Genomic DNA, 25,418 nt, shown 5'->3' with positions numbered 1-25,418 from the left:
AACGGATGGGGCCGACGCGGTATCGGGCCTGCTAATCCGCTGAACTCGCGGGCTCCCCCTGCCTGCGTACCAGCGCCGTCAGCAGCGCGCGCAGCGCGGCGGGGCGCACCGGCTTGTGCAGCAGCGGGTAGCCGAGCGCGCGGGCGCGCTGTTTCAGCTCGCTGCTGCCGTCGGCGGTGATCATCGCCACGGGCGGCAGGTCGCCCAGCGTCTGGCGCAACTGCTGCAGCACCTGCAGGCCGTCGGCATCGTCGGCCAGGTGATAGTCGGCCAGGATCAGGTCCACCGTGCCGCGGCGCAGTTCGTCGCGCGCCTGTGCCGCGTCGAGCGCGATGCGGCAGTCGACGCCCCAGCGGCTGAGCAGGGCGCGCATGCCGTCGAGGATCGCCGCGTCGTTGTCCAGGCACAGCACGGTCAGCGGCAGCTGCTTGTCGGTGCCGCTGCGTTGCACGCGCTGGCGGCGCACCGGCACCGCCTCGTTGCGCGGCACGGTCACCGCGAAGCAGCTGCCGTGCTCGACCCGCGAATGCAGGTCGAGCCGGTGGCCGAGGATGCCGGCCAGGCGGTCGCAGATCGACAGGCCCAGGCCCAGTCCTTTCTCGCCCCACGGCGAAGGCTGTTCCAGCCGCTGGAACTCGTCGAAGATCCGCGCGCGCTGCTCCGCCGCGATACCGGGGCCGGAGTCCCATACCTCGATGCGCACCTCGTCCACGCCGACCCGCCGCGCACCCAGCAGTACGCTGCCCTTGCTGGTGTAGCGCAGCGCGTTGGAGAGGAAGTTCTGCAGGATCCGGCGCAGCAGCTGCGGGTCGCTGCGCACCGCCAGCCGCGTCGGCACCACGCGCAGGCGCAGCCCGCGCCGTTCGGCGACCACCGCGAACTGCGCCGTCAGCGAATCGAACAGCTCGGCCAGCGCGAACGCGCCGACCTCGGGGTGGTAGCTGCCGGCATCCAGCCGCGAGACGTCGAGCAATGCATCGAGCAGGTCCTCGGCGGCGCGGAACGAGGCGTCGATGCGCTCGGCCAGACCGCTAGCCTCGGGGTCCAGTCCGGGATGCTGGCGCAGTGCCGAGGTGAACAGGCGCGCCGCGTTGAGCGGCTGCAGCAGGTCGTGGCTGGCGGCGGCCAGGAAGCGCGTCTTGGAGATGTTCGCCGTTTCCGCCGCGCGCCGCGCCTGCGCGGTGGCGACCAGCGCCTCGGACAGCTCGGCAGTGCGCTGCTCGACGCGCTGCTCCAGCGTCTCGTTCACCTCGATCAGCGCCTGCTCGGCGTGCTTGTACGCGGTGACGTCGGTATAGGTGGTGACGTAGCCGCCGCCGGGCAGCGCGCGGCCGCGCATCTCGATCACCGTGCCGTCCGGGCGCACGCGCTGGAACAGGTGCGCCGAGCCGGCCCGCATGTACTGGATGCGCTTGGCCACGTGCGCCTCGACCTCGCCCGGGCCGCACTCGCCGCGCTCGGCGTTCCAGCGGATCAGCTCGGCCACCGGCACGCCCACGTGCACCATGCCGTCGGGGTAGTCGAACAGTTCCAGGTAGCGCCGGTTCCACGCCACCAGGCGCATCCGCGCGTCGACCACGCTGATCCCCTGCGAAACGTTTTCCAGCGTGGTGGACAACAGCTCGCGGTTGAAGCGCAACTCCTGCGAGGCCTCGTCCAGCAACGCCATCGACTCGGCCAGGTCCAGGCCGCTGCCGGACAGCGCGCTGATCAGGATGCGCCGCGCGTTCGCCGCGCCCACCGCCGAGGCGAGCAGCCGCTCGGTGTACTGGATCAGTGCGCGGTCGGCCGCCTCGCCGGCCAGCAGCGGCTTGCCGCGGCGCTGTCCGTATTCCTCGAACGCGCGCACGCTGCTGCGCTCGCCCACGATGCGCTCGGCGATGGTGCGCAGGTCGGCCACCGCCACGCGGCCGCGCCAGTCGCCGCTGCCGCCGCGGCTGGCCGGATCGGCATCCATGAACATCGCCGCGTGCAGGCGCTCCTCCAGGCTGGGCCGCAGCCGCAGCGAGACGAACACCAGGCAGCCCACGTTGGTCAGCAACGACCAGAACGTGCCGTGCATCACCGGGTCCCAGCCGCTCAGGTGGAACAGCGCCTGCGGGCGCAGCCAGTCCCAGCCGAACGGACCGTGCTGCAGCCAGCCATCCGAGCGGATCAGCGCCGGCAGCAGCAAGGTGTACAGCCACACCGCGAAGCCGCCGGCCAGGCCCACGATCACGCCGCGACGGCTGGCGCCGCGCCAGTACAGCGCGGCGATCAGCGCCGGCGCGAACTGCGCCACCGCGGCGAACGCGAGCAGGCCGGTGGCAGCCAGGTTCTCCGCGTTCGCGGCGGCCCGGTAGTAGGCGTAGGCCATCACCGCCAGCAGGATGATCGCCACCCGGCGCACGCCCAGCACCAGCTGCGACAGGTCGCTGCGCTGCTCCAGCCGCAGCGGGCGGATGCGCAGCAGCGCTGGCATCACCAGGTCGTTGCTGATCATCGTCGACAGCGCCACCGAGGCCACGATCACCATGCCGGTTGCCGCCGAGAAACCGCCGATGAAGGCCAGCAGCGCCATGCCGCGGTCACCGTGCGCCATCGGCAGGGTCAGCACCCAGGCGTCAGCGGCGCCGTCGCGCACCAGCGGCAGGTGTGCGCCGGCCGCCACGATCGGCAGCACCGCCACGCTGACGATGACCAGGTACAGCGGCACCATCCAGCGCGCACGGGTGAGGTCGTCGGTGTCCTCGCATTCGACCATGCCGATCTGGAACTGCCGCGGCAGGCAGAACATCGCGCAGAACGCCAGCATCGTCTGCGCCAGGAAACCCGGCGACAGGCCATGGCTCAGCTGGGCAGCCGGAAGCTGCACGGTATCGGCCAGCCCGGGGCCTTGCCACAGCGCGTAGCCGGCCAGCGCCACGAACGCGAGCAGCTTGATCAGCGACTCCAGCGCAATCGCCAGCATCATGCCGTGGTGGTGTTCGGTGGCGTCGATGCTGCGCGTGCCGAACAGGATCGCGAATACCGCCAGCAGCACCGCGCACCACAGCGCGCTGTCGACGCCGCCGGCGGTCACCATGCCGTGCCTGACCCCGCCCAGCACGCTGTACGACATCGCCACCGCCTTGAACTGCAGCGCGATGTACGGCACCACGGCGACCACCGCGATCACCGCCACCAGCGCGGCCAACCCGTGCGACTTGCCGAAGCGCGCGCCGATGAAGTCGGCGATCGAGGTGATGTTGCGCTGCCTCACCGTCTGCACCAGCCGGCGCAGCAGGCCGAAGCCGAACACGAACAGCAGGATCGGGCCGAGGTAGATCGGCAGGTAGGCCAGGCCGTCGCGTGCGGCGGTGCCGACCGCGCCGTAGAACGTCCACGACGAGCAGTACACCGCCAGCGCCAGGCTGTAGACGATCGGCCGCAGTCGCGGCTGGCGCGGGTACAGCGGCCGACGGTCGCCCGCGTAGGCCACCACGAACAGCAGCCCGACGTACAGCAGCGACACCAGCAGCAGCATCCACCCCTGAATCAAGTCACCTTCTCCCGGCCAGACGATCGACGGGCGCGGCACCATGCGGCCCGTGCTTGTGCCATGGCGGTGCCGGCGGCACCATGCGCGGATGATCGCCGCGCCCGCACCGACACTTGCCAACGTAGCAGAGCACCTGCGCGATGACGAGATTCATGTGTGGCGGCTGGACCACCAGCAGTCGCGCGGGCGGGCACCGCTGCGCGCACTGCTGGCCACCTACCTCGGCATCGCGGCGGAGCAGGTGGTGCTGGCCGAGGGCGAGCACGGTCGCCCCGCGCTCGCCGCCGGGCTGGACCCGACGCTCGGCTTCAACTGGTCGCACAGTGGCGGCCATGCCCTGGTCGCGGTCGGCCGCCATGTCGCGCCGGGGATCGACCTCGAATGCCTGCGCCCACGCCCGCGCGCGCTGCAGCTCGCCCGGCGTTTTTTCTGCGCCGAGGAGGCCGCGGCGCTGGCCGCCTTGCCGGAGGCCGAGCGCGGCGCCGTCTTCCTCGAACTGTGGACCGCCAAGGAGGCGGTGCTGAAGGCGCTGGGGCGCGGCCTCGCGTTCGGCCTGGACCGGCTCAGCGTCGCCAGCGCGGACGGACGGCTGCAGCTGCGGCGGCTGCACGGCGACGACGCCGGCGCCTGGCAGCTGCAGCGGCTGGCGCTCGGGCATGGCCTGATCGCCGCCCTGGCGTGGCGCGGCGGCGAGCGGCGGATCCGCCTCGGCACGCTTGCCAGCGACGACTGATCGGCGCAGTGTTTCCGGTCCATCGACCGGCCCGTGCGCCACCCGCGTGCCACGCCGATCGCCCACCACCAAGAACCGCCCGCCATGACCCTGCTCAGTGTCAACCTCAACAAGATCGCCGTGCTGCGCAATTCGCGCGGCGGCCACGAACCGGATATCTGCCGCGCCGCGCAGACCTGCATCGAGGCCGGCTGTGGCGGCATCACCGTGCACCCGCGCCCGGACCAGCGCCACGTGCGGCCGCAGGACGTGCGCGCACTGGCCGCGATGCTGCGCGGGCGGGTCGAGTACAACATCGAAGGCAACCCGTTTGCCGCCGCCCGCGGCGACTACCCGGGACTGATCGCGCTGGCCCGCGAGGTGCGCCCGACCCAGGTGACCCTGGTGCCGGACAGCGACGGCCAGATCACCTCCGACCACGGCTTCGACCTGCGCCGCGACATCGCGCAGCTGCGCCCGCTGGTCGGCGAACTGTGCGACCTGGGCTGCCGGGTCAGCCTGTTCGTCGACGCCGGCAGCCGGGATTTCGAGCTGGCCGCAGCGATCGGCGCGCAGCGCGTCGAGATCTACACCGGCCCCTACGCCGAGGCCTTCGCCGACGGCCAGCCCGCGGCGGCACTGGCGGCGTGCGCCGACACCGCGCGCCGGGCGCAGCAGGCCGGGCTGGCGGTAAACGCCGGGCACGACCTCAGCCAGGCGAACCTGGGCACCTTCAAGGCGGCGATTCCCGGACTGGCCGAAGTCTCCATCGGCCATGCGCTGATCGGCGAGGCGCTGTACGAAGGACTGGCCAACACCGTGCGCAATTACCTGCAGATCCTGCGCTGAGCGCTGCCCCGCGGCCCGCTCACGCAAACAAAAACCCCCGCACAAGGCGGGGGTCTTCGATGCTGCGTGCTGCCGCGGCAGCGCCCGGTCAGAAGTTCTCGGTGAAACCGATCTTGACCAGGTTGTAGCTCTTCGCATCCGCCAGCACGCGCGCCACGTACTGGTAGGCCACCGCGTCATCCGCGGCGATCTGGATTTCCGGCTGGTTGCTCTGCTGGGCGATCACCGCGAGCTGCGCCTTCAGGCCCAGCTCGTCGACCGGCGTGTCGTTCCAGTACAGCGCACCGGCCTGGTCGATCTTCAGGTGGATCGGATCCAGCGGCGTGGTCGGCGGCGTCGGGTTCGGGTTCGGCTGCGGCAGGTCGACCTGGATCTTGTGCGCCAGCACCGGCGCCGTGATCATGAAGATGATCAAGAGCACCAGCATCACGTCGACCAGCGGCGTGACGTTGATCTCCGACATCGGACCGCTGGTTTTGGTGGAGAAAGACATCTCGTTACCCCTTCGGCGCGTCGGTGGTCATGAAGCCGACATGGACCATGCCCGAATCCTTGGCGTCGCCGATGATCTTCTTCACGATCTTGAACTCGGTGTTCTTGTCCGCACGAATCTGCAGTTCCGGCTGGGGCGACTTCTGCGCATTCACCGCAAACTGCGCCCGCAACTCGGCTTCGGTGACCAGGTGGTCATTGAAGTACAAGCTGCCGTCCTGCTTGACCGCCAGATCCAGAGGCGCCACCGGCAACTCCGCATCCTTGGTCTTTGGATTCGCGATCGGCAGATCGATCGTGATGGAGTGCGACATCAGCGGCGCCGTGATCATGAAGATGATCAGCAAAACCAGCATCACGTCGACCAGCGGCGTGACGTTGATTTCCGACATCGGACCGCCGGAATTGCCACCTAGGCTGACTGCCATGGGTCAATCCCTCACTTCTGGCTTTCGACGCGCGAACCGGTGGCGAAGAAGTCGTGCAGATCGTGCGCGAATTCGTCGAAGCGTGCGTAGACCACGCGGTTCGAGCGGCTGAAGAAGTTGTACGCGAACAGTGCCGGGATCGCGGCGAACAGACCGAAGGCGGTCATGATCAGCGCCTCGCCGACCGGGCCGGCCACCGCGTTCATCGACGCGTTGCCGGAAGCGGCGATGCGGATCAGTGCGTGATAGATACCCCACACGGTACCGAGCAGACCGACGAACGGTGCGGCGGAACCGACCGTGGCGAGCAGGGTCATGCCGCCTTCCAGGCGCATGCTCTCGCGAGCCACGGCCTGACGCAGGGCGCGGTCGATGAACTCGGAACGGCTCAGCGACTCGGCCAGACGTCCGGTGGTGCCGGCCGCCGCTGTGGCCTGCTGGTGGTGGGCGACCGCCGAGGCGGCATCGAGCGCGATCTTGGAGAACGGCTCGCTGCGCGGCTGGGCTTCCAGTTCGCGGATCGCGTCCTGGGTGGAGCCGTTGCCCCAGAAGCCGTCGATGACCTTGTCGGCGCGAGCCTTCACCGTCGCGTTGCGGATGCCGTTGGCGATGATGAAGTACCACGAGAGGAACGACATCACGACCAGGGTCACGAAGACGACCCAGCCGAGCCAGTCGAAGTTCTGGATCAGGTTGTCGAAGCCCATCTGTTTCATGGCTTCGGCGTTGGTATTGCCACCCATGGCCTGTGCGGCACCGGTCGTATCAGGAGTCTGTAGGAACATAACGCTACCCTAGGGAAGTCAAGCGTGAACTGTAACTGTAAACCGGGCGGACCCGGTTACAGCTGGTTGAGATTGAAGTTGACCGGAACGCGTGCGTACCCTTCAACTTTTTGTCCATTTCGAATCGTCGGATTGAAGCGCCAACGACGTGCGGCATCCATGGCAGCACGATCGAGTTCGTGGTAACCGCTGGAGCGGTCGATCTTGATGTCCTTCGGCGAACCATCCACGCCCACCAGGATCATCAGCACGACCGTACCCTCATGCCGCTGACGGATCGCCTGCGGCGGGTACTTCGGCTGAAGACGGCTGTTGTAGCTCAGGTCCGAACTGGCCGTGATATCCGAAGGCGGCGCAGGCGGAGCCGGCGGCGCCGGTGGCGGTGCCGGAGTCGCGTTCGCTGAAACCTCATCCACCGGTGGCGGCGGCGTCGGCGGCGGCGGGGTCGGCGGCGGCTTGATCTGCTGGATGATCTTCGGCGGCGGCTGCTTCGGCGGCTCCGGCGGCGGCGGCGGCGGCGGCGGCGGCGGTGGCGGCGGCTCGATGAAGTTCACCTGGACGATGCGTTCCTTTTCCTTGTGGTTCTGATTCGGTGGCGCCATCGGCGCCACGATCAACAGGAAGGCAAACGCATGCAGCCCGATGGCAACTGCCAATGCCCAGGTGCGTTTCCAACTAAACGGCTCGCGCCCGATTTCTTCGTTACTTGAGGCCATCTGTCACTGTCTGGAGCTGATCAAACCGAAGGAGAACGTTGCCGCAGGGCTTGGCCCCGAAGCCGTCGTCTGATGCCTTGACGGATCCGAAGGGAACATGCCGCTGGGGAGACGCAGGGAAAGGTTTCAACGGTACAACAGCACATGACATTTGTATAGCGCCGCGGGGCGAATCATATGGACGTCCATCCACCCCGCGACCTGCCAGGTGCCTCGGCCGATCACTCGGCGCCGGTCTTTTTCAGCCAGTCCCTTGCCTTCGCCGCCGTCTCCGGATCCTGTGCGGCCTTCTTCATCGCGGCGATCGCCGCCGGCTTGTTCTTCAAGCCACGCTCGGACTCGGCCAGCAGCATGTACGCCGTACCCTTGTGCTGCACGCCCTTGTCGATCGCCTGCTGGACCAGGCCCTTGGCCTGGCTGTACTTGTTCTCGCTCAGCAGCAGGCGTCCTGCGCGCAGCGCGGCCTCACCGTTGCTGGCCAGCGGGACGGCCTTGTTGTAATAGCCGATCGCCTTGTCGATGTTGTTGCCGATCTCGGCGGACTGGCCGAGCAGCACGTAGGTTTCCGCGTCGGGTTTGAGCACGCCCTTGCCGATACCGTCCTCAAGCACCTGCTGGGCCTTGAGCGCGTTCGGCGCAGGATCGGAACTGTCCTGGCCGCTGATCAGGTACAGCTTGGCCAGGTTCACATACTGGGTGTCCTTGCCGAGCTTGCCGGCGGCGCGGGCCTTTTCCAGCATCTGGATCGCTTCGGGGTACTTGTGCGCCTGCATCAGCACGGCGACCGCGTTGTTGAGCACGTTCGGGTCGTCCGGATTGGAACTGAGCTGGCTGGTAGCCAGTGCGGCTGCCTTGTCGTCCTGGCCGGATTCGGCGTAGCTGGCCATCAGGATCTGGTCCCAGGTCGGCTGCGGCTTGTCGGTCAGCGACTTGGCCTTGGTGATGGCGGCGATCGCCTCGGGATATTTGCCGAGCCGATAGTCGGCATTGCCTTCGAGCGCGTACGAATCGGCGGTTTCCTTCTTGCCTTCGGCGCGCCACTTGGCGACCGTGTCCAGCGCGGCCTGGTACTGCTCGTCGGCCAGCTGGAACTGCGCCAGCATGTACATCAACTGGAAGTAGGTGTCATTCGGCATCACGCCAAGCGCCAGCGAGCGCTGCAGCGCGGCGATCGCGCCCTTGGTGTCGCCGTCGTTGTAGTGGAGGCTGGCCATGCCCTGCAGGGCGAGCGCCTGGGCGTACTTGCTCTTGCTGCCGTCGATGATCGGCTGCAGCAGTTGCTCGGCCTTGGCCTTGTCGCCCTCGTTGACCGCATCCAGGCCGTCGTTGAGGTTCTTCTGATCCTTCACGCTGCTCAGGTCGAGCTTCGGCTCAACGCGCGTCGCGTTCGGATACAGCACTTCCTTCTTGGGTTTGGCGTCGTCGCTCTTGCGCGCCAGTGCCGGGCTGCTGGCCACGCCCAGCAGCAGCGCAATGCCGGCCAGCATGGTTAACCCTCGGGCATGCTTCATGGTGATCCTCTAATGTCTGGGCGTGTCGTGATGACGCGGGGGATTGCGGAGCGTAACTCGACCCGGCACGGGATAACAAGTTGCACTGCCGCATCAAAGCCTGTTGAAAATCAATTGCTTGGCGCCGCACCACGCGGCAAGGCGCCCAATGGGCATGCCGCCGGCCGACGCCTGGCGCCGGCCGGCACACCGGCGCGAGCTGTTTCAGATGTCGAGGTTGGCGACCTTCAATGCGTTCGCCTCGATGAAGTCGCGGCGCGGTTCGACCGCCTCGCCCATCAGCATCGAAAACATCTGGTCGGCGGCAAACGCATCCTCGATGCCGACCTGCAGCATGCGCCGCGTGTCCGGGTTCACCGTGGTGTCCCACAGCTGCTCGGGGTTCATCTCGCCCAGGCCCTTGAAGCGCTGGATGCTGCGCCCCTTCTTCGCCTCCTCCAGCAGCCAGCCGCGCGCCTCCAGGAAGCTGAGCACGCCGCGCGAGGCATTGCCGCGACGCACCACGGCATCGGGCTGGATCATGCCGGCGATCTGCTGGCTGATCGCCAGCAGCGGGCGGAACTCGGCGCTGGCGAAGAATGGCTGCGGCAGCAGCCAGGTGTGGCTGAGCCCGTGCTGTTCCTTCACCACCTCGATCGCCGCCGTCTGCTCGCCGTGCGCCGGACGCAGCGACATGCGGTAATGCGGCTTGCCCAGCCCGCTGGCGGCCAGGCGGCGGGTGGCACCATCCAGCCAAGTCTGCATCAGGGTCGCGTCGGACCACAGCGCGGGCGTGATCGGCGGGTGTTCGAGCAAGGCGTTCAGCACGGCGGCATCGAAGCGGTGCGCCAGCTTGGCGATCTGGTCCAGCGCATGCTGGTAACCGCGCAGCAGCTTTTCCAGTGCCTCGCCGGTGATCGGCGGCGCGTCCGGACTGTAGGTCAGCGCGGCGTTGTCCACCGCACTGGAAATCAGATAGTCGTTCAGCGCGGTGTCGTCCTTGATGTACAGCTCCTGCTTGCCCTGCTTCACCTTGTACAGCGGCGGCAGGCCGATGTAGATGTGGCCGCGCTCGATCAGCTCCGGCATCTGCCGGTAGAAGAAGGTCAGCAGCAAGGTGCGGATGTGCGAGCCGTCGACGTCCGCATCGGTCATCAGGATGATGCGGTGGTAGCGCAGCTTGTCCGGGTTGTACTCCTCCTTGCCGATGCCGGTGCCCAGCGCGGTGATCAGGGTGCCGACCTCCGCCGACGCCAGCATGCGATCGAAGCGCGCCTTCTCCACGTTGAGGATCTTGCCCTTGAGCGGCAGCACGGCCTGGGTCTTGCGGTTGCGGCCCTGCTTGGCCGAGCCGCCGGCGGAGTCGCCCTCGACCAGGAACAGTTCGCACAGCGCCGGATCCTTCTCCTGGCAGTCGGCCAGCTTGCCGGGCAGGCCGGCGATGTCCAGCGCACCCTTGCGCCGGGTCATCTCGCGCGCCTTGCGGGCGGCTTCGCGGGCACGGGCGGCGTCGACCACCTTGGAGGCGATCGCCTTGGCTTCGTTCGGATGCTCCAGCAGGAACTCGCCGAGCTTCTCGTTGACGACCTGCTCCACCACCGTCTTGACCTCGGACGAGACCAGCTTGTCCTTGGTCTGCGAGGAGAACTTCGGGTCGGGCACCTTCACCGACAGCACCGCGATCATGCCCTCGCGCATGTCGTCGCCGGACAGCGCGACCTTGGCGGTCTTGGCCAGACCTTCTTTCTCGATGTAGTTCTGCAACGAGCGGGTCAGCGCGGCACGGAAACCGGTGAGGTGGGTGCCGCCGTCGCGCTGCGGGATGTTGTTGGTGAAACAGAACATCGTCTCCTGGTAGGAGTCGGTCCATTGCATCGCCACTTCCACCACGATGCCGTCCTGCTCCGCGCTCAGGCTGATCACGTTCGGATGCAGCGCGGTCTTCAGCTGGGCCAGATGCTGCACGAACGAGCGGATGCCGCCCTGGTAGGCAAACGTGTCCGAGCGCCCTTCGCCGCGGTCGTCCTTCAGCTCGATGGTGACGCCGGAATTGAGGAAGGCCAGCTCGCGCAGGCGCTTGGCCAGGATCTCGTAGTGGAAATCGATGTTGTTGGTGAACGTGGCCGGGCTGGGCAGGAAGCGCACCAGGGTGCCGCGCTTGGTCGACGGACCGACCTCTTTCAGGGGGTACAGCGGCTCGCCGAGCGCGTACTCCTGCAGGTATTCGTGGCCGTCGCGATGGATGGTTAGCCACAGGTGGTCGCTCAGCGCGTTCACCACCGATACGCCCACGCCGTGCAGGCCGCCGGAGACCTTGTACGAATTCGCGTCGAACTTGCCGCCGGCATGCAGTACCGTCATCACCACCTCGGCGGTGGAACGGCCCTCCTCCGGATGGATGTCGACGGGAATGCCGCGGCCGTTGTCGCTGACGCTGACCGAACCGTCGTCGAGGATGGTGACTACCACCTTGTCGCAGTAGCCGGCCAGCGCCTCGTCGATCGCGTTGTCGACGACCTCGAACACCATGTGGTGCAGGCCGGTGCCGTCATCGGTGTCGCCGATGTACATGCCCGGGCGCTTGCGCACCGCTTCCAGGCCCTTGAGGACCTTGATGTTGCTGGAGTCGTAATGCGATTCGTTGTTGGATTCGTTCATGCGTTGACCGTTTCCTGGCGCCAGCGACCCGCCCGACACGGCGCCGTGGATGGCCGGACAGGGTTATGCAATCCTGGGAGATGCAACCTTTTGATTATAGCAGGCGCGCCAGCCTGCCTTGTTCCACGTGGAACACGCAGGCAGGGAGTCCCTGCAGCGCGGCCGGCAGCTCGGTGCCGGTCAGCAGGACTTGGGTGTCGGCCGCCCGCAGCAGCGTCACCACCGCAAGCTGGTGCGCCTGATCCAGTTCGGAGGCGAGATCGTCCAGGCAGACGATGGGCCATTCCCCGCGATGCTCGGCATACAGTTCGGCCTGGGCCAGCAGGCAGGCCAGCGCGGTGAGTTTCTCCTGGCCGCGGGACAGATGCTCACGCAGTGGCGCCTGTTCGAACGTGATCGACCAGTCGGCCCGATGCGCGCCGAGCGTGGTGTGCCCGCGTGCCAGGTCCCTGCCCCGTTGCTCGCGCAGCTGCCGGGCCAGATCCAGCTCGTCCGACCAGCCGCGGCGATAACGCAGCGCGAACGCCCCCAGTTCCGGCAGCAAACCCGCGATGCTGCCCTGCAGCCGCGGGCGCAGCCGATCCAGGTAGGCGCGCCGCTGCCGATCGATTTGATCGGCAGCCTGCGCCAGTTCGGCCTCCCATGGCGCAAACAGCTCGTCGCCGGGGGGCGAGAGGGAACGCAACAGACTGTTGCGCTGTTTCAGCGCCCGCTGGTAGCGGCGCCAGCAGGACAGAAACGCATGTTCCACGTGGAACACACCCCAGTCCAGGTAGCGTCGGCGCTCCTCGGCCGCGCCGGCGATCAGGGCGTGCGACCCTGGCTCGAAGCAGACCACCGCGCATTCGCTCACCAGTTGCCCGAGCGGGACGCCCGAACCATCGAGCTTCGCCTCCCAGCCCGCTCCGGCGCGGCCCAGGCCCAGCCGGCACACCCGCCGGTCGGCATGACACAACTCGGCAAAGATCGACAACTGCGTGGCGCCCCGCTGCAACAGCGCCTCCTTCGCCCCGCTGCGGAAGGAGCGGGCATGTGAAAGCAGGAACGCCGCTTCCAGCACGCTGGTCTTGCCGGCGCCGTTCGCGCCCACGAAAACATTGATAGCCGGACCCAGCACCGCATCGACGTCGGTGAGGCAACGCAGTCCGCGTATCCGAAGCTGCTGCAACCTCACGGGCAAGGCGCCCACAAACGGCAACGCCGGGGTCCCTGCGGGGGGCCCCGGCGTTGCCCTGGCTTGCCGTGCGTGGCGAGCGCCATCGGTCGGCCGTCAGAGCCGCAGCGGCATGATCACGTGGCGGGCATGCTCGTTGTCGTGTTCCTGCACCAGGCAGCTCGACTGCGCGTCGCGCAGGCTGAGCCGGGCCTGTTCGCCGCGCAGCGCCGCCAGCGCATCGAGCAGGTAGCCTACGTTGAAGCCAACCGCCAGATCAGACACGTGGGTGTCGGCCTCGACCTCCTCCACGGCTTCCTCCTGCTCCGGGTTGTGCGCCACGATGCGCAGCTTGCCCGGCGACAATTCCAGCCGCACGCCGCGGTACTTCTCGTTCGACAGGATCGCCGCGCGCTGCAGGGCGCCACGCAGCACTTCCCGATCCAGCGTGGCAGTCTTGTCGGCACCCAGCGGAATCACCGCTTCGTAGTCCGGGAAGCGGCCGTCGATCAGCTTGGAGGTGAACACCACGTCGCCGCGGCGTACGCGCAGGTGGTTGCGACCGAACTCCAGTTCGACCTGGCCGTCACCGCTTTCCAGCAGGCCGATCAGTTCGTTGACGCCCTTGCGTGGAATGATGATCTGCCGGCGCGCGCTGACCGAGCTCTGCAGCTCGGTTTCCTTCATCGCCAGACGGTGGCCGTCGGTAGCCACGCAGCGCAGGGTGTGCTCCTGCAGGTCCAGCAACATGCCGTTCAAGTAGTAGCGCACGTCCTGGTTTGCCATGGCGAACGCGGTGCGCTCCATCAGGTCGCGCAACGCTTCCTCGGGCAGGCTGACCTTTTCGACCAGCTCGATTTCGTCGATCGTGGGAAATTCGCTGGCTGGCAGGGTGGTCAGTGTGAAACGGCTGCGCCCGGCACTGAGCGCCACGCGGTCGCCGTTCAGCTTGAGCTCGATGCGGGCGCCGTCGGGCAGCGCCCGCACGATGTCGAACAGCTTGCGGGCGGGAATGGTGACCTCGCCGTCGACCAGCTTCTCCGCCTCGGTGGTGGCGACCATCTCCACTTCCAGGTCGGTTCCGGTCAGCGACAACTTGCCGTTGCCGACCCGGACCAGCAGGTTGGCCAGCACGGGTAGCGTCTGGCGGCGTTCAACCACACCAACCACCTGCTGCAGCGGCTTGAGCAGAGCTTCTCGTTGGATGCTGAATTGCATGGCTGTGCTTCCCCTATACCTGCTGTTCTGTCTTTAAAAGAAGTTGGTGGTTGTGGTGGTACCGGTGGATAACGTTCACGACCTGTTTTTCTTTTGTCTATCAATGATTTGCAATGATTCTTGATTGTGCCTGAAAGGGCGGCCTGCCGGTGGGCTGTTTGTGGATAACTTCAAGGACCGATCTGTCCACCCATTATCCACAGCTTGGGCCCCCGCTTATCCATAAACTTTGCCGATCGTCGCTCAACCGGTCAGCGTGCGAATCAGTTGCTCCCAGTCTTGGCGCATGCGTGCGTCCGTCTCGATGAACTTGCGGATCGTCTTGCAGGCGTGCATCACGGTCGTGTGGTCGCGCCCGCCGAACGCCTCGCCGATTTCCGGCAGGCTGTGCTCGGTCAGCTCCTTGGACAAGGTCATCGCGATCTGCCGCGGCCGCGCCAGCGAGCGTACGCGGCGTTTGGACAACAGGTCCTGCAGGCGCACGTTGAAGTACTCGGCGGTGATCTTCTGGATGTTCGGGATGGTGACCGCCTGCGCATGTGTGGCCAGCAGGTCGCGCAGGGTTTCCTCGGCGAAGTCGGTGGTGATCGGCTTGCCATAGAAATTCGCCCGTGCCGCCAGCGTGTTCAGCGCGCCCTCCAGGTCGCGCACGTTGGAGCGGATGCGTTTGGCCAGCAGCATCGCCACGTGTTCGTCCACGGCCACCCCCTTCTCGTGCGCCTTGGACAGCAGGATTGCCGCGCGGGTTTCGAAATCCGGTGGCTCGATCGCCACCGACAGGCCCCAGCCCAGCCGCGACTTCAGCCGCGGCTCCAGCTTGTCCACTTCCTTCGGATAGCGGTCGCAGGTGAGGATGATCTGCTGCTTGGACTCGAACAGCGCGTTGAAGGTGTGGAAGAACTCCTCCTGCGTGGTGTCCTTGCCAGCGAAGAACTGGATGTCGTCGATCAGCAGCGCGTCGACCGAGCGGAAGCGCTGCTTGAACTGGTCCATGCTCTTGGCGCGCAAGGCCTCGATCATCGAGCCCACGAATTGCTCCGAGCGCAGGTACAGCACCTTGCAGTCCGGGTTGCGTTCGCGCATCAGGTTGCCGGCAGCATGCATCAGGTGGGTCTTGCCCAGGCCGGTGCCGCCGTACAGCAGCAGCGGGTTGTAGGCCCGGCCCGGATTGGTCGCCACCTGCATGGCGGCGGCCTTGCCGAGCTGGTTGGATTTGCCCTCGACGAAGGTTTCGAAGGTGTAGTGCGGGTCGAGGTTGTGGCTGAACGCGGCGGCCGCCGTCATGGCGACCCGGGGCGCCGCGGCTACCTTCGCCGGCGGTGCCGGCCGGACCGCACTGGAACCGACCTCCAGCCGCACCGGACACGGCTTGCCGGCAAGCTGCAGCAGCATCGCCTCGATCTGTTCCAGGTAGCGCCCGCGCACGGTGTCCAGGGTGTAGGAATTGGGCGCGAACAACTGCAGGCCGTTGGCGTCTTCGCGCGCCTGCAGCGGCATCAGCCAGGTATGCAGGTCTTCGGCGCTCAGCTCGCCTTCGAGGCGCTCAAGGCAGCGCCGCCACAGATCACTCATGGATAGGATCAACCACAGCTTGGGAGCGCTTGCGCGCGGGGTGATGGGGTAGTCTAGCAGCCTCCCACACGCCCCCGGACGCCCACCTATCCACAGCGGTATCCACAGGGTGCCCTCCACCGCCATTTGACAGTGGCGTCATTCACCCCACATACTTTCCAACCTTTTTATCCACATTCCCTTCGGAGCAACCCATGAAGCGGACCTTCCAGCCCAGCAAGCTCAAGCGCGCTCGCACGCACGGTTTCCGTGCCCGTATGGCCACCGCCGACGGCCGCAAAGTCCTCAACGCCCGTCGCGCCAAGGGCCGCAAGCGCCTGATCCCGTAATCGGCGCGAGCGTCATGTCCAGCGCCGGGCTGCCGCGCGAAGCGCGGTTACGTCGGCCGGGTGACTTCGCCGCCTTGCGAAGCAGCAGCGGACGCGCAGGCGGCCGCTGTTTTCATATGCGCTATCGCGACAACGGGCTCGGCCATGCCCGGCTCGGCCTGGCGATCTCCAAGCGCGTCTCCAAGCGCGCGGTCGAGCGCAACCGGATCAAGCGCCTGCTGCGCGAGTCGTTCCGGCGCGTGCGCCACCGGCTGCCGGCGGTCGACATGATGGTGATGGCGCGTGAACAGGCCGCCGGCGTACCCGGGCCGCAGCTGCTGGCCGAACTCGACGGCTTGTGGAAAAAACTGCTGGCCGGCCATGCCGCGACGTCGGGGCCATTGAAGCCCGCGGGCGACACCACCACAATCGAGCGTTGACCTTTTTCCTTCCTGTCTCCGCGGCGTGGACACGTGTCGTGGCGTTACCCGGATCTGCTACGCGATGAATCAAACGCGCACCTTCCTCCTGTTCGCCCTGCTGGCCGTGGCCTACTTCCTGTTCCTCGCCTGGGAGAAGGATTACGCGCCGCCGCCGACCACGGCAACCAGCGCCGTCGGCGCAGCCGCATCTTCGGCGGACGCCGGTGTACCGGGCGCGATCCCGGCCGCCTCCGCGCCAGACTCGGCGGCCACGCCGCCGAGCGCCGGTGACGCGGCTGCCGCCACACCCGCCGCGGCGCAACTGATCACCGTCGAGACCGACGTACTCAAGCTCACCGTGGATACCCGCGGCGGCAGCCTGGTGCACGCCGACCTGCTGGCCTACCCGCAGGCGCCGCGCACGCACAAGGCGCCGAACCCGCCGCCGACCGTGCTGCTGACCAGCGATCCCGAGCGCTATTCGGTGGCGCAGAACGGCTTGGTCAGCAACAGCGACAGTGTGCCGGCCGACCAGCCGAACCACCTGGCGCTGTTCCATGCCGAGAAGAGTGCCTACGCGCTCGCCCCCGGCCAGGACGAGCTGAAGGTCGACCTCACCTGGCAGGACGCCGCCGGCCTCAAGGTCACCAAGACCTACACTTTCAAGCGGGGCAGCTACGTCATCGGCGTCAGCCAGCGCATCGACAACGGCAGCGCCACGCCATGGCAGGGCAACGCCTACCAGCAACTGCTGCGGGTCGAGCCGCCGAAGGCCGGCAACTGGCTGGCGAACTACACCAACCCCGAGACACGCAGCTTCCAGGGTGCCGCCTGGTACACCGGCGAGAAGTTCGAGAAGCTGCCGTTCAAGAATTTTGCCGAACCGAAAGACCAGCTCAACGCCTCGATCAAGGGCGGCTGGGCGGCGATGCTGAAGCTGTACTTCGTCACTGCGTGGATTCCGCCGGCCGACCAGACCGAGCAGTACGTCACCCAGACGATCAACCCGGACAGCGCGCATCCGCGCTACCTGATCCGCACGGTCGGCCCCGCGCTCAGCGTGGCGCCGGGACAGAGCCTGACCAGCCAGTCGCGCCTGTACGTCGGCCCGAACAAGCAGGGCACGATGGACGCGATCGCGCCGGGGCTGGACCTCACCATCGACTACGGCATGTTCAAGATCATCGCCGTGCCGATGCACTGGGTGCTGTCGCAGTTCCACGCGATCAGCAAGAACTGGGGCGTGGCAATCATCCTGCTGGTGCTGCTGATCAAGGGCCTGAGCTGGAAGCTCACCGCCATCCAGTACCGCTCCAGCGCCCGCATGCGCAAGCTGCAGCCGCGCGTGCAGGCGCTGAAGGAGCGCTACGGCGACGACAAGCAGAAGATGCAAGTGGCGATGATGGAGCTGTACAAGAAGGAGAAGGTCAACCCGATGGGCGGCTGCCTGCCGGTGCTGATCACCTTGCCGGTGTTCTACGGCCTGTTCTTCGTGCTCGAGTACAGCCTGGAACTGCGCCATGCGCCGTTCCTGTGGATTCCCGACCTGAGCGCGCCCGATCCGTTCTACATCCTGCCGATCATCTACGCACTGGTGATGCTGGGCACGCAGTGGCTGAACCCGGTGGCCGCGGGCATGGACCCGACCCAGGCGAAGATGATGAAGGTGATGCCGCTGCTGTTCACCGTGATGTTCGCGTTCTTCCCTGCCGGCCTGTGCCTGTACTACGCCGTCAACGGCATCGTCGGCCTCGGCCAGCAATGGTGGATCACCCACCATGTCGACCGCGAGGACGCGGCCAGGGCCCAGGCCGCCTGATGAGTGACGCTGGCGCTCATCCCTGATCGCCAGGATCGAGTGAGCGGCCATCCGTGGCCGCACTTCCAGTAAAAACGGCCGCGCCGGACAACCGCCGCGGCTGTCTTCGTTTAACCTGCCACGCATGAGCCAGAGCACCGACACCATCGCCGCCATCGCCAGCGCACCGGGCGCCGCCGGCGTGGGCGTGCTGCGCGTGTCGGGGCCCGCCGCGTCGGCGATCGCGCAAGCCCTGCTCGGCCGGCCGCCGCAACCGCGCCACGCCCACTTCGCCGCGTTCCGCGACGGTGCCGGCGAGTTGATCGACCGCGGCCTGCTGCTGCATTTCCCCGCCCCGGCCTCGTATACCGGCGAACACGTGCTGGAATTGCAGGGCCATGGCAGCGCCGTGCTGCTCGACGCGCTGCTGCGCCGCGTCTGCGAACTCGGCGCGCGGCTGGCGCGCCCCGGCGAGTTCACCGAGCGCGCGTTCCTGAACGGCAAGCTCGACCTGGCCCAGGCCGAAGCCGTCGCCGACCTGATCGCCGCCCGCTCGCAGGCCGGCGCGCGCGCGGCGCTGCAGTCGATGGAAGGCGTGTTCTCGCGCAAGGTCGACGCGCTGCTGCAGTCGCTGATCGCGCTGCGCGTACATATCGAGGCGGCGATCGACTTCCCCGAGGAGGAAATCGACTTTCTCGCCGACCCCGCGATCACCGCGCAACTGGAAAACCTGCGCGCCGAACTGGCCGACCTGCTGCGCGAGGCGCAGCGCGGCCTGCGCCTGAACGACGGCCTCAAGGTCGCCATCGTCGGCCGCCCCAACGCCGGCAAGTCCAGCCTGCTCAACGCACTGGCCGGCAGCGCGCGCGCCATCGTCACCCCGATTCCCGGCACCACCCGCGACGTGCTGCGCGAAGCCCTGAGCCTGGATGGCGTTGCGCTGGAACTGGCCGACACCGCCGGCCTGCGCGAGACGGAAGACGAAGTCGAGCGCGAAGGCGTGCGCCGCGCCCACGGCGAACTGCAACGCGCCGATGTCGCCCTGCTGGTGACCACCGCTGCCGACTACGCCGCCGACCTGGCCTTCTTCGACGCCCTGCCCGCCGGCGTCGAACGCATCGTGCTGATCAACAAGATCGACCTCGACCAGGCTCCCGCCCGCCACAGCCAGTGCGAAGGCATGCACTGGCTGTGGGCCTCGGCGAAAACCGGCGCCGGCCTCGACGCCCTGCGCGAGCACCTCAAGCGGCTGGCCGGCGCCGGCAGCGGCGAAGGCGCCTTCAGCGCGCGTCGTCGTCACGTGCTGGCGCTGCAGCAGGTCGGTGCGTTTCTCGATCGCACCGCCGCCATCCTCACCGGCAGCCGCGCCGGCGAACTCGCCGCCGAGGAACTGCGCCAGGCCCAGCACGCGCTCGGTGAAATCACCGGCAGCTACAGCAGCGATGATTTGCTCGGCGCGATCTTCGGCTCGTTCTGCATCGGCAAGTGATTCAGCCGGCCTGCTGCGCGAGAAAAGCATCCAGTTCCTGCGGCCCCGGCATGCCGCCCTGCGCGCCCAGCCGAGTCACCGACAGCGCAGCGGCAGCGCAGGCCTTGCGCACGGCCCTGCCCAGGCCTTCGTGCAGGAACACCGCCAGCGCGGCGTTGAAGGTGTCGCCGGCGCCGGTGCTGTCGACCACGTGGACCTTGAAGCCGGACTGGTGCAGCGGTTCGCCCTGTTCGCGGTACCAGGCGCCTTCGCCGCCGCGGGTGAGCACCACCGGACAGGGCGCGCGTTGCATCAACGTGCGGAAGTCTTCGTCGGGATCGGCGCCGAGCAGGATCGCCAGTTCGTGCTGGTTCGGAGTGACGTAGCGGGCGAGTTGCAGCCAGTCGGTGGGCAGCTTTTGCGCGGGCGCGGGGTTGAGGATCACCGGCACGCCGAGGCGGTGGCCCAGGCGCACGGTGGCTTCGACGGTGTCCAGCGGGATTTCCATCTGTACCAGCACGGCGTTGGCGCGCTCGATCAGCGCGTGTGCGTTGTCCACCTGCGCGGGGGTGACACGGGCGTTGGCACCCGGCACCACGATGATCTGGTTTTCCCCGCCGGCAACGGTGATCGAGGCGGTGCCGCTGGCGCTGTCGGCGAGGCGCGCGACGTGGTCCAGGTGGACGCCTTCGGTGGCGAGGCCGGCGCGCAATTGCTGGCCGAAGGCGTCATCACCGAGCGCACCGACCAGCGCCACCTCGGCGCCCAGTCGCGCCGCGGCCACCGCCTGGTTGGCACCCTTGCCGCCGGGCATGGTGAGGAAGCGCTCGCCGAGGATGGTCTCGCCCGGCCCGACGAAGCGCGGCGCCTGGGTGACCAGATCCATGTTGATGCTGCCGACGACGACGATGCGGCTCATGTGTGCTCCCGGGCGGGTGGGCTTTCAGGACGTATCCGAAAGCTTATCCGTTGGCGTGGCGAGCCGGGTGCGACGGGAACCCCGCGAGCGGGCTCCGGCAAGGGCGTTTTCCGGGAATCAGGGCGAGGGAGCCTGGCCGAAGCCGGTGTCGCCGCCGGGCAGTAGGGCCGGTGCAGGGCCGGCCACGGCGAGCAGGGACTGCGCGTAGCTGTCCTCGATGCTGACGGTGGAGACCTCGTCCCAGGCGAAGAACGAGGGTTCGCGCATCCACTCCGCGTCGGGGCTCAGCTCCTGCATGTTGAAGCCGTCTTCCTCGACGTCGATCAGGCGGCCGATGTAGCAGACCTCGGACTCGTCCTCGCTGTCCACGTGCACGCCGATCACCGGCGCCTGCGCACCGGCAGCTTGGATGACCTCGCGGATATTGTCCAGCGGGAAGCCGCGCGGCATCCGCGGCAGGATCTGCTTCAGCGCCAGCGCCTTCTCGAAGAACACGTGGTGCTTGTCCGGTGCCTCCAGCTCGCTGACGTCGCGGTGGCGCATCACGTACATGCCGTCGTAGGTGACGCCGTCGCCGACCACCCAGAGCAGGAAGAACTCGCGTCCCACGCCGCCCACGTAGCCGCAGAAGCTGCCGTGTTCAAGCTCCTCGCGCCACAACCGCACCAGCGTCTGTTTCTGTTGCGCCTCGCGCAACTGGGCGCGCTGGCCGGTGTTTTTCAGTTCAATAATGTTGCTCACGGCGCCTATTTTAGCAGATGGGGGTAACCGGCTTGTTCAGAGGATGTAGCGGCTGAGATCCTCGTTCCGGGCCAGGCTTCCAAGGTTTTTGTCTACATGTTCGGCGTCGATAAGGTATTTTTCACCGGACTTGTCCGCCGCCTCGAAGGAAATCTTTTCCAGCAGGCGCTCCATCACGGTGTGCAGCCGACGGGCGCCGATGTTCTCGGTGCGCTCGTTCACCTGGAACGCCACCTCGGCCAGCCGGTCGACGCCGGAGTCGGTGAACTCGATGCTGACGCCTTCGGTGCCGAGCAGGGCCACGTACTGCTTGGTCAACGCGTTCTGCGGCTCGCGCAGGATTCGCTTGAAGTCGTCCACGCTGAGTGCGGACAGTTCAACCCGGATCGGCAACCGCCCCTGCAGCTCGGGGATCAGGTCGGACGGCTTGGCCAGCGAGAACGCGCCGGAGGCGATGAACAGCATGTGGTCGGTCTTGATCGGGCCGTACTTGGTCGACACGGTGGAGCCCTCCACCAGCGGCAGCAGGTCGCGCTGCACGCCTTCGCGGCTGACCCCGGCGTGGCCGTGGTCGCCGCGCTGGGCGACCTTGTCGATCTCGTCGATGAAGACGATGCCGTTCTGCTCGGCAGCTTCCATCGCCTGGGCGCGGATTTCCTCGTCGTTGAGCAGCTTGCCGGCCTCCTCGTCGATCAGCAGCGGGCGCGCCAGCTTGATCGCCAGCTTGCGGTTCTGTGTCTTGGCCCCGCCCAGGTTCTGGAACATCTGGCGTAGCTGCGCGCCCATCTCCTCCATGCCCGGCGGCGACATGATCTCCACGCCCACGTTCATGGCGAAATCCAGCTCGATCTCGCGCTCGTCGAGCGCTCCTTCACGCAGTTGCTTGCGCAGCTTCTGGCGGGTGTCGCTGTCGATGGCGGGAGCGGCCGGTGCGTCGTGGCTCCAGTCGGTCGGCGGGGCCTGCCGGCGCGGCAGCAGTGCGTCCAGGATGCGGTCTTCGGCGCGATCCTCGGCCTGTGAACGCACGCGCTTGATCGCCTGCTCGCGGGTCAGCTTGTAGGCACCATCGGCCAGATCGCGGATGATCGATTCGACATCCTTGCCGACATAGCCCACCTCGGTGAACTTGGTCGCCTCGACCTTCACGAACGGCGCATTGGCCAGCGTGGCCAGCCGCCGCGCGATCTCGGTCTTGCCGACGCCGGTGGGCCCGATCATCAGGATGTTCTTCGGCGTGATCTCGTTGCGCATCTCGGCCGGCAGCTGCATGCGCCGCCAGCGGCTGCGCAGCGCCACCGCCACTGCGCGCTTGGCGTCGTGCTGGCCGATGATGTAGCGGTCGAGTTCGTTGACGATTTCGCGGGGAGTGAGTTCGGACATGGGCTTCGCCGGGATTCGGGAGACGAGATTCGGTATGCGGAAGATCAGCGGGTGGCGCATGGGAGTGGGGGCGGGTTTTTGCGAATCCCGAATCCCCCATCCCGAATCACAGCTCTTCGATCGACACGTTGTGGTTGGTGTAGATGCAGATGTCGCCGGCGATCTTCAGCGCCTTCTCGACGATGGTGCGCGCATCCAGTTCGGTGTTTTCGAGCAGGGCCATCGCCGCGGACTGCGCGAACGGCCCGCCGGAGCCGATCGCGATCAGGCCGTGTTCGGGTTCCACCACGTCGCCGTTGCCGGAGATCAGCAGCGAGGCCTCCTTGTCCGCCACGGCGAGCATCGCCTCGAGCCGGCCGAAGCGGCGGTCGGTGCGCCATTCCTTGGCCATCTCCACCGCGGCGCGGGTGAGGTTGCTGTTGTGCTTCTCGAGCTTCTGTTCGAACAGCTCGAACAGCGTGAACGCATCGGCGGTGGCGCCGGCGAAGCCGGCCACCACGTCGCCCGCCTTGCCCAGCCGGCGGACCTTGCGCGCATTGCCCTTCATCACCGTGTTGCCCAGCGTGACCTGGCCGTCGCTGCCGATCACGACGCGGCCTTCGCGGCGCACGCAGACGATGGTGGTGGCGTGAAACGATTCCATGGTGGTGTCTTGCTCCGGGGAGGAGCTGACTAGATAAGGATCGGCCCCGCCGATTGCAAGCGATGCGCCCGGCTTCAGCGCTGCAGGGCGTGCACGAATGGCGCCGCCGCCGCGGCGACCTGGACCGGGGTGAGGCCGGCCACGCACAGTGCCTCGTCGTGCTGGCCGCGCGGGCGATAACGCGTCAGGTTGTCCCGCGTGAACAAGCCCAGCGTGGGCACGCCGGCGGCGCAGGCCAGATGCATCACCCCGCAGTCGGCGCTGATGTAGCCGTCGCACTGCGCAAGCACCGCCGCCATCCGGCGCACGTTGCTGGAGTAGAAGGCGGGGAAGCGCGATTGCAGTTGCGACTGGCCGTGCGCCGGAAGCATTTCGATGAAGCACAGCTCCGGGTGGGCTGTCGTCAGCGCGTCGACCAGGGCCAGCCACCACTCGCTGCAAAGACGCTTGCTGCCGGTGGCATTGGGGAACAGCGCGATCACCCGGTGGTTGCCGTCCGGCTCGTGGCCAAGCAGGTCGAGCAGCAGCGCGCGGCCGCTCGCCCGCTCCTCTGCGCCCAGATGGATTCGCAGCGGCGGCCAGCTTTCTTCCTGTTCCGGGAAGGACAATCCCATCGCGCAGCGCAGCGCGTATACGCCATCCAGCGAAAAGTGGTCGGGTGCGTGAGCCAGCGCGGTTTTCCAGGCCGACCCGCCCTCACGCAATTCGCGCTTGCTGCCCGGCAGGCCGAGCAGATGGCGGGCGCCGCTCAGGAAGAGCAGCAGGCGACCGGAGCGCGAACCGCGGGTGCCGTCGATCGCCAGGTCGTAACGGGCGCGTCGCAGACGCAGCAGGGTGCGCAACAGCCGCAGCGGATGGTGGCCTGGCCGGCGGGTCAGTTGAAAGATGTGGCGAACCTGGCGAAATCCGGCGAACACCTCGTCGGCCGCTTCGCAGCCGGTGACCAGGTCGATCTCGGCACCGGGATAGCGCCGTTCCAGCTCGCTCAGCAGCGGAGTCAGCAGCAGCGCGTTGCCAAGCCGATGGTTGGGGCGCAGCAGCAGGATGCGGAAGACGTCGCGTCGCGGCAGCTCTCCCACCCCAAGCAGATGCCGGTGTGTCGGCCACGCGTCGCGCCCGACCACCGTGGGTGCGATGGCGGCAAGTGGCGTTTCCGAGGGGGTCACTGGCTGGCGCCTGGCAAGAAGTGTCGTGTTGCCATTGTGGCCATGGGAATCTTTCTGCGGGCTTTTGCGGCGGTTCGCCCGATGGCGGTCATTTGCGCCGCGCGCGCGGGTGCGCGGCGTCGTAGACCCGCGCCAGGTGCTGGAAGTCCAGGTGGGTGTAGATCTGGGTGGTGGCGATGTCGGCATGGCCGAGCAGCTCCTGCACCGCGCGCAGGTCGCCGGAGGATTCCAGCATGTGGCTGGCGAAAGTATGCCGCAGCAGGTGCGGGTGGATGTGCTTCGGAATGCCTTGCTGCAACGCCAGCTTGCTCATGCGCAGTTGTATCGTGCGCGGGTTGATCGGCGCGCCGCCGCGACCGCGGAAGATCGGGCTGTCCGCCGGCATGCCTTCCTCCGCGCCCAGCGCGCGCAGCGCGGCGAGGGCGTGGCGGCCGACCGGCACGATGCGGGTCTTGCTGCCCTTGCCGAGCACGCGCACTTCGCCCTCGTCGAGGTTGAGGTCGAGCCAGCGCAGGCCGCACAGCTCGGACAGGCGCAGGCCGCTGGAGTAGAACAGCTCCAGCATCGCGCGGTCGCGCACCGCCAACCTGCCGCCGCTGTCGGTCTCCACCAGCGCGGCGGCCTCGTCGACGTCGAGCACCTGCGGCAGCTTGCGGCGTACCTTGGGGCCGCGCACGCCGAGCAGCGGATCACTGGCCAGTTGGCCCTCGCGGCTGAGCTGGCGGAACAGGCTGCGGCAGGACGACAGCAGGCGCTGCAGGCTCTTCGGCGCCAGCCCGGTGCGATGCTCGCCGGCCACGAACGTGCGCATCCGGTTCGCGTCCAGCGCGTCGAACGCCTCCAGTCGCTGCTCGTGCATGAAGCGCAGCAGCTTGGCCAGATCGCGGCGGTAGCCGGCGACCGTGTGCGGCGAGGCATGGCGCTCGCCGGCGAGGCGGGCGAGCCATTGCTCGACCTGTTCGGCGGGCGTCATCGCCGGC

Annotated in this window: 23 protein-coding genes; 7 read left to right on the top strand and 16 right to left on the bottom strand. The window is 67.6% G+C overall.

Going from position 1 to position 25,418, the window contains the following annotated elements; all coding sequences use genetic code 11:
* Window positions 1-31: 31 nt before the first annotated feature.
* Complete coding sequence (locus RHOOR87_RS0111315; protein ID WP_027485070.1) at window positions 32-3,520, bottom strand: PAS domain-containing hybrid sensor histidine kinase/response regulator; 3,489 nt, start codon at window positions 3,518-3,520, stop codon at window positions 32-34.
* Between the two features lie 88 nt (window positions 3,521-3,608).
* On the opposite strand from RHOOR87_RS0111315, the gene RHOOR87_RS0111310 reads away from it, so the two are divergent.
* Window positions 3,609-4,253: a 4'-phosphopantetheinyl transferase superfamily protein gene (locus tag RHOOR87_RS0111310; protein WP_027485069.1), complete on the top strand. Its 645-nt coding sequence runs from the start codon at window positions 3,609-3,611 to the stop codon at window positions 4,251-4,253.
* An 84-nt stretch (window positions 4,254-4,337) separates the two neighbouring features.
* Complete coding sequence (locus tag RHOOR87_RS0111305) at window positions 4,338-5,081, top strand: pyridoxine 5'-phosphate synthase (RefSeq protein WP_027485068.1); 744 nt, start codon at window positions 4,338-4,340, stop codon at window positions 5,079-5,081.
* A gap of 88 nt (window positions 5,082-5,169) precedes the next feature.
* Here the strand turns inward: RHOOR87_RS0111305 and RHOOR87_RS0111300 are convergent, their stop codons facing one another.
* The 4 genes from RHOOR87_RS0111300 to RHOOR87_RS0111285 form a co-directional block, all read right to left on the bottom strand.
* Window positions 5,170-5,574: a biopolymer transporter ExbD gene (locus RHOOR87_RS0111300; RefSeq protein WP_007510047.1), complete on the bottom strand. Its 405-nt coding sequence runs from the start codon at window positions 5,572-5,574 to the stop codon at window positions 5,170-5,172.
* A 4-nt stretch (window positions 5,575-5,578) separates the two neighbouring features.
* Complete coding sequence (locus RHOOR87_RS0111295; protein ID WP_007510046.1) at window positions 5,579-6,001, bottom strand: biopolymer transporter ExbD; 423 nt, start codon at window positions 5,999-6,001, stop codon at window positions 5,579-5,581.
* Window positions 6,002-6,012: 11 nt separating this feature from the next.
* The gene (locus tag RHOOR87_RS0111290; protein ID WP_007510045.1) at window positions 6,013-6,744 is read right to left on the bottom strand and encodes a MotA/TolQ/ExbB proton channel family protein; all 732 of its coding nucleotides are present in this window, start codon (window positions 6,742-6,744) and stop codon (window positions 6,013-6,015) included.
* Window positions 6,745-6,842: 98 nt separating this feature from the next.
* The gene (locus tag RHOOR87_RS0111285; RefSeq protein WP_231381770.1) at window positions 6,843-7,340 is read right to left on the bottom strand and encodes an energy transducer TonB; all 498 of its coding nucleotides are present in this window, start codon (window positions 7,338-7,340) and stop codon (window positions 6,843-6,845) included.
* A gap of 88 nt (window positions 7,341-7,428) precedes the next feature.
* On the opposite strand from RHOOR87_RS0111285, the gene RHOOR87_RS20760 reads away from it, so the two are divergent.
* Complete coding sequence (locus RHOOR87_RS20760; protein WP_231378331.1) at window positions 7,429-7,575, top strand: hypothetical protein; 147 nt, start codon at window positions 7,429-7,431, stop codon at window positions 7,573-7,575.
* A 148-nt stretch (window positions 7,576-7,723) separates the two neighbouring features.
* Here RHOOR87_RS20760 and RHOOR87_RS0111280 read toward each other — a convergent pair whose 3' ends face one another.
* The 5 genes from RHOOR87_RS0111280 to dnaA all read right to left on the bottom strand — a co-directional run bounded on the left by RHOOR87_RS0111280 (window position 7,724) and on the right by dnaA (window position 15,593).
* The gene (locus tag RHOOR87_RS0111280) at window positions 7,724-8,989 is read right to left on the bottom strand and encodes a tetratricopeptide repeat protein (protein WP_027485066.1); all 1,266 of its coding nucleotides are present in this window, start codon (window positions 8,987-8,989) and stop codon (window positions 7,724-7,726) included.
* A 228-nt stretch (window positions 8,990-9,217) separates the two neighbouring features.
* Window positions 9,218-11,650: a DNA topoisomerase (ATP-hydrolyzing) subunit B gene (gene gyrB, locus RHOOR87_RS0111275; RefSeq protein WP_007510038.1), complete on the bottom strand. Its 2,433-nt coding sequence runs from the start codon at window positions 11,648-11,650 to the stop codon at window positions 9,218-9,220.
* A gap of 94 nt (window positions 11,651-11,744) precedes the next feature.
* A complete protein-coding gene (gene recF, locus RHOOR87_RS0111270) occupies window positions 11,745-12,824 on the bottom strand; it encodes a DNA replication/repair protein RecF (protein WP_027485065.1) in 1,080 nt (359 codons plus the stop codon).
* 96 nt (window positions 12,825-12,920) lie between these two features.
* On the bottom strand, window positions 12,921-14,021 hold the full coding sequence (gene dnaN / locus RHOOR87_RS0111265) for a DNA polymerase III subunit beta (RefSeq protein WP_007510034.1): 1,101 nt from the start codon (window positions 14,019-14,021) through the stop codon (window positions 12,921-12,923).
* Between the two features lie 243 nt (window positions 14,022-14,264).
* Window positions 14,265-15,593 (bottom strand): chromosomal replication initiator protein DnaA, encoded by a 1,329-nt coding sequence (gene dnaA, locus RHOOR87_RS0111260; protein WP_007510031.1) that lies wholly within the window; start codon window positions 15,591-15,593, stop codon window positions 14,265-14,267.
* Between the two features lie 194 nt (window positions 15,594-15,787).
* Between dnaA and rpmH the strand changes: the two genes are divergently transcribed.
* The 4 genes from rpmH to mnmE all read left to right on the top strand — a co-directional run bounded on the left by rpmH (window position 15,788) and on the right by mnmE (window position 19,610).
* Window positions 15,788-15,922 carry a 50S ribosomal protein L34 gene (rpmH, locus tag RHOOR87_RS0111255; RefSeq protein ID WP_007510029.1) on the top strand — a complete coding sequence of 45 codons (135 nt, stop codon included), beginning with the start codon at window positions 15,788-15,790 and terminating at the stop codon, window positions 15,920-15,922.
* Window positions 15,923-15,936: 14 nt separating this feature from the next.
* On the top strand, window positions 15,937-16,341 hold the full coding sequence (gene rnpA / locus RHOOR87_RS19190) for a ribonuclease P protein component (RefSeq protein ID WP_027485064.1): 405 nt from the start codon (window positions 15,937-15,939) through the stop codon (window positions 16,339-16,341).
* 64 nt (window positions 16,342-16,405) lie between these two features.
* A complete protein-coding gene (yidC, locus tag RHOOR87_RS0111245) occupies window positions 16,406-18,142 on the top strand; it encodes a membrane protein insertase YidC (RefSeq protein ID WP_027485063.1) in 1,737 nt (578 codons plus the stop codon).
* Between the two features lie 124 nt (window positions 18,143-18,266).
* The gene (mnmE, locus tag RHOOR87_RS0111240; RefSeq protein ID WP_027485062.1) at window positions 18,267-19,610 is read left to right on the top strand and encodes a tRNA uridine-5-carboxymethylaminomethyl(34) synthesis GTPase MnmE; all 1,344 of its coding nucleotides are present in this window, start codon (window positions 18,267-18,269) and stop codon (window positions 19,608-19,610) included.
* A 1-nt stretch (window position 19,611) separates the two neighbouring features.
* On the opposite strand, the gene rbsK is transcribed toward mnmE, so the two are convergent.
* The 6 genes from rbsK to xerC form a co-directional block, all read right to left on the bottom strand.
* On the bottom strand, window positions 19,612-20,508 hold the full coding sequence (gene rbsK, locus RHOOR87_RS0111235; RefSeq protein ID WP_027485061.1) for a ribokinase: 897 nt from the start codon (window positions 20,506-20,508) through the stop codon (window positions 19,612-19,614).
* 117 nt (window positions 20,509-20,625) lie between these two features.
* A complete protein-coding gene (locus tag RHOOR87_RS0111230) occupies window positions 20,626-21,249 on the bottom strand; it encodes a hypothetical protein (RefSeq protein ID WP_027485060.1) in 624 nt (207 codons plus the stop codon).
* Window positions 21,250-21,285: 36 nt separating this feature from the next.
* Window positions 21,286-22,629, bottom strand: coding sequence for an ATP-dependent protease ATPase subunit HslU (hslU, locus tag RHOOR87_RS0111225; protein WP_007510018.1), 1,344 nt, complete (start codon window positions 22,627-22,629; stop codon window positions 21,286-21,288).
* A gap of 106 nt (window positions 22,630-22,735) precedes the next feature.
* A complete protein-coding gene (gene hslV / locus RHOOR87_RS0111220) occupies window positions 22,736-23,272 on the bottom strand; it encodes an ATP-dependent protease subunit HslV (RefSeq protein ID WP_015449209.1) in 537 nt (178 codons plus the stop codon).
* Window positions 23,273-23,346: 74 nt separating this feature from the next.
* Window positions 23,347-24,438: a glycosyltransferase family 9 protein gene (locus RHOOR87_RS0111215; RefSeq protein WP_027485059.1), complete on the bottom strand. Its 1,092-nt coding sequence runs from the start codon at window positions 24,436-24,438 to the stop codon at window positions 23,347-23,349.
* An 88-nt stretch (window positions 24,439-24,526) separates the two neighbouring features.
* On the bottom strand, window positions 24,527-25,411 hold the full coding sequence (xerC, locus tag RHOOR87_RS0111210) for a tyrosine recombinase XerC (protein ID WP_007510012.1): 885 nt from the start codon (window positions 25,409-25,411) through the stop codon (window positions 24,527-24,529).
* Window positions 25,412-25,418: the final 7 nt, after the last annotated feature.

Origin of the sequence: Rhodanobacter sp. OR87, from assembly GCF_000473345.1 — a bacterium.
In the GTDB taxonomy this organism is placed as follows: Bacteria; Pseudomonadota; Gammaproteobacteria; order Xanthomonadales; family Rhodanobacteraceae; genus Rhodanobacter; species Rhodanobacter denitrificans.
The sequence above is the reverse complement of the archived record's forward strand: the minus strand, read 5'-3'. Positions and strand labels throughout refer to the sequence as shown.